Origin of the sequence: Nostoc flagelliforme FACHB-838 (assembly GCF_014698065.1) — a bacterium.
Lineage (GTDB): Bacteria > Cyanobacteriota > Cyanobacteriia > Cyanobacteriales > Nostocaceae > Nostoc > Nostoc flagelliforme_B.
Genome location: NZ_JACJSI010000488.1, coordinates 1 through 3908, shown reverse-complemented (window position 1 = coordinate 3908; position 3908 = coordinate 1). Strand labels below are relative to the sequence as shown.

General features: G+C 42.8%; 1 protein-coding gene. It reads right to left on the bottom strand.

The window, feature by feature from the left end; all coding sequences use genetic code 11:
• On the bottom strand, positions 1 to 3908 hold a 3908-nt coding region (locus H6G97_RS47180), incomplete at both ends, for a DEAD/DEAH box helicase (RefSeq protein ID WP_190947264.1).

The following is a 3908-nucleotide window of genomic DNA, read 5'->3' as shown; positions in this document are numbered from 1 at the left end:
GCGCGGTCTGAGGCTTGGTCTTCCACTGCGGGATTCCACCAGGGGTCTGTATGAATCACATAATCAGCAGCAGTTAGATTCAGTCCTGTACCGCCTGCCTTGAGACTAATCAGAAATACATCTCCTGAACCAGCTTGGAAAGCATCCACCCGTTTTTTGCGCTCTGCCACTGAAGTGCTGCCATCTAGATATTGATAATTAATACCTTGGTGTTCGAGATAATCTCTAATAATGTGCAAATGGTCAACAAACTGACTAAACACCAACGCCTTATGACGATTTTCCAGCAGTTCACCCAGCACCTCGCCAAAAAGTTGCAACTTAGAACTGGGTAATTCAGTATCAGGCATAACGAGGCTGGGATTACAGCAAGCGCGGCGCAGTTTCATAATCTCAGCCAAAACTTGCAAATGTTTCTTTCCTGCTTCGGCATCAGTTTCGGTAAGTTTAGATATTGCCTGGCGACGCAAGGCTTCATAGAATGCTTTTTCCTCTCGACTTAACTCTACATACAACAGAATTTCGGTACGAGATGGCAACTCTTCTAATACTTGATTTTTTGTGCGCCGCAACAGAAATGGTTGAATCAGTTTTTTGAGTTTATTACGTGCAAGTTTATCCTGGTATTTTTCAATGGGGGTAGCAAAGCGTTGATTGAAGCTTTCAAAAGAACCCAATAACCCAGGATTAATAAAACGGAATAAATTCCACAACTCACCCAGGTGATTCTCAATCGGAGTCCCAGTAGTCAGCAACTTAAATTTAGATTTTAGGTTCATAGCTGCCTGTGAACGTTTAGTGGTCATATTTTTAATCGCCTGGGCTTCATCCAGAACAATCGTTTGCCACTGTACACCAGAAAGCATTTGCGCTACTTCTTCTTGCTGTAATAAGCCATAACTACATACCAACATATCCAATGGTTGTAACCCATCTAATAATTTTTGGCGGTTAGCACCAGAAAATTGAATGATATTCAGAGTTGGGGCAAACTTCTGCGCTTCACTCACCCAATTCATGCACACGGAAGTCGGCGCAATAATTAGGGTTGGCCCTTGATGGGCGTTTCTGAGAATGACAGCCAATGCCTGCAAGGTCTTACCAAGTCCCATTTGGTCTGCCAAGCAAGCTCCTACACCCCAATGTGCCAGACGCGCTAGCCAACAAAAACCCTCCATTTGGTAGTCGCGTAGTTCTGCTTGCAGCGTAGATGGCAATTCTGGCTGGAGGTTCTGCACCTCCTTAAGTCGCTCTCTATGTGCCTTCCAATGTTTATCTACTTTTACTTTACCTACCTCATCGACAAAATCTTCTAACCCTAATGTTGCCAAGGGGTGAAAACGAATACCTTTACTATGCTTTTCCGAAAACATCCGCAATTCGTCGAGGCGTTTCCGAAAAGCTTGAGTTAAAGCCAAAAATTGACCATCACCAAGGGGAATAAAACGGCTGGGGGTTTTTTCTAATAGTTCTAGTAGTTGCTGCATATCTAGCACGAGGTCGTTATTCAATTTCAACTCCCCAGTTGCTGCAAACCAGTCTTGCTGACGTTGAATTGATAAATTAAAGTCTTTCAAGTCCGCATTGTGGCTAACACGCAGTTTTTCTCCTTGTGGCCATTCTATAACTATGTTATTTCCCAGTGCTTGCAGTTCTAATAGCAATTCTAAACAGTTCTCTGGATCAGCTATAACCCATTCACCATCTTGTTCTTCAGTTCGCGTCAAGGTGGGGCAGGCTTTGATGGCAGCTTTAGCAAGTTGTTTCTCTTGGGGTAGATTTCGTCTGGTTTGCAGACGTTTCCCGTCAATCTCGGCAATTACTGTTTCACCACCTGTACCAGGACGATAGTAGGGGCCACCTTGGGCAAAGGGGCGCGACAAAAGGCTGATTTTCAAGCCGACATTGGCAGGTAAAAGATGAATATGGGGTAGAGTCTGAGCGGGTACTTCTTCTGCACCTTCGAGTCCACCACCAATGTCAGAATGTACGGTAACGATGCCAGAGACGGCATTAATCGCTGCCAAAACTTGTTTCTCTGCGATCGCAGGCACGTTTAATTTATTATCTTTACCAAGAATCTCGGCGATGCGGCGGTGTTCGGCAGTAATTTCAATGACTTTGATCCGAGTTGGGGTTTCTTTGATATACAGAATATTTTGTGATTCTGGTAATTTGGGAGCAAATTCCAAGGTGAGACGATCAAGTTTCCCTTTCTTAACCAGTAGTTCCGGTTCTCCTTTGACAATTTCTACACGGATAGTGGGTGTATCTTCCCAAAAAACCAACGGGTGTCCAATTAAAGCAGAGATGGCTTTTTCACCGAAGGTATAATCAACTTTCCCGTAATAAGAGCCATCATTATATACTTCAATACAACTACATACCCGCATATCTTGGGGTGTGATGTAATCAAACTCAGACAATGCACTGTTGAGACGCTTGAGGGCTATGGGGCGACCTTTACTCCACTCCCCTTTGGCATTCACTTTTTGTTCTCGTGGTTGCAAGACACATCTGCTGGGATAGAAGGTTATAAACCATGCTAAACGCAGTTCCGATTCTGGTTTTAGGGATGTTTGTGGTCTTGATTGGAGATTTGCCAGCGCATTGAGGCACATTTCCCAGGCTTCTTGAGGTCGAATTAAGTCTACGATAGTTTGGATATCGCTATCTTCTCGCAGTGCGGGAGCAAGTTTATTATAGTTACTGCTAGGTTTGAGCCGGGATAGGAGTTCTGCGGTTTCCATTGCCAACCAGTGATAACCGGAGGCGAGCGAGCGCCGATATAGTGGTTCTAGTAAATTAGGTAAGCGTTTTTTAGCACTCTCAGCATCCATCCAGTAAAGGCATAGCGAACAAAACAAGGTTTGTAAGCTATTTTCTTCTTCCACGGAAGAAATATGACCGCTAACTACAAATTGTTTTTGAGTAATATCACCAAGGTGTACTTGCAGTACCATTTTCAGTCTGCCATAAGTGAACCTGAGCCAATGATCCCCTTGACGGGACATCAAACTGCTATACTCTTCTGCTTCTTTGAGGCGTTGCACTGAACCATCTTTTAACAATGCGAGGATAAAAAATAAGCCCCCAATTGTATTGAAATATATTTGCCGTTTGCCTGTAGCCTTTTTGATCGCTTTCAGGGCATCTGTATAATATTTTATCGCTTGTTCATTTTCACCCCGCAGAAAACTTAACCAACCCCAAAAGATCGCAGCGTTATTTTGATATTCATTTGATACACGCTCCAGACTTTCTTGTACTTCTTGGGTACAACCCTGTAACAACAGTTGTTCTGTCAAAATCAGGTGTAGATAATCTGAGCAATGTTTTTCACTATCAGAGCATTCTTCTTCTAGCAGCGTCAACGCATCTTCACAAGCAGATAATTTTAAGGCGGAATTGAAGAGGATACTTGATATGCCACTTTCATATAATCCAAGTGGAAGGGTCTTAAACCAATCTGCATCAAATGGATTATTGTATATCTGCTCAAAGATATTTTCTATTACTATTTTTTCTTCGCTATCACTGTACTTCTGGTAATCTTCTATTTGCTGATTAATAAAACTAAGGTCTTGGCGATAAATACCAATGCGGATTTCTCTGATACACTGGCGCAAACTGGAGAAAATCCGAGAATCTCTGTTCCAGTGAGTACGTATTGGTAGCTTCTCCTCTACTGCTGTAACGAGGATTTCAAACTGTGCGGTTTGTACAGCATGGCGAGTAGCAATTTCTGTGAGTAACGGATGACATTCAGGACTCGATCTACTTGACTGTACTAACAAACCTGCTTTTAGCAATTTATCAATTTGAGGGCTAAGGGTTTTAGTACCCCAAGGTTTATTCTTTTCATCTAAAGCGCCAGTCTTACTAATACAACTTACGAAGGAATTTTT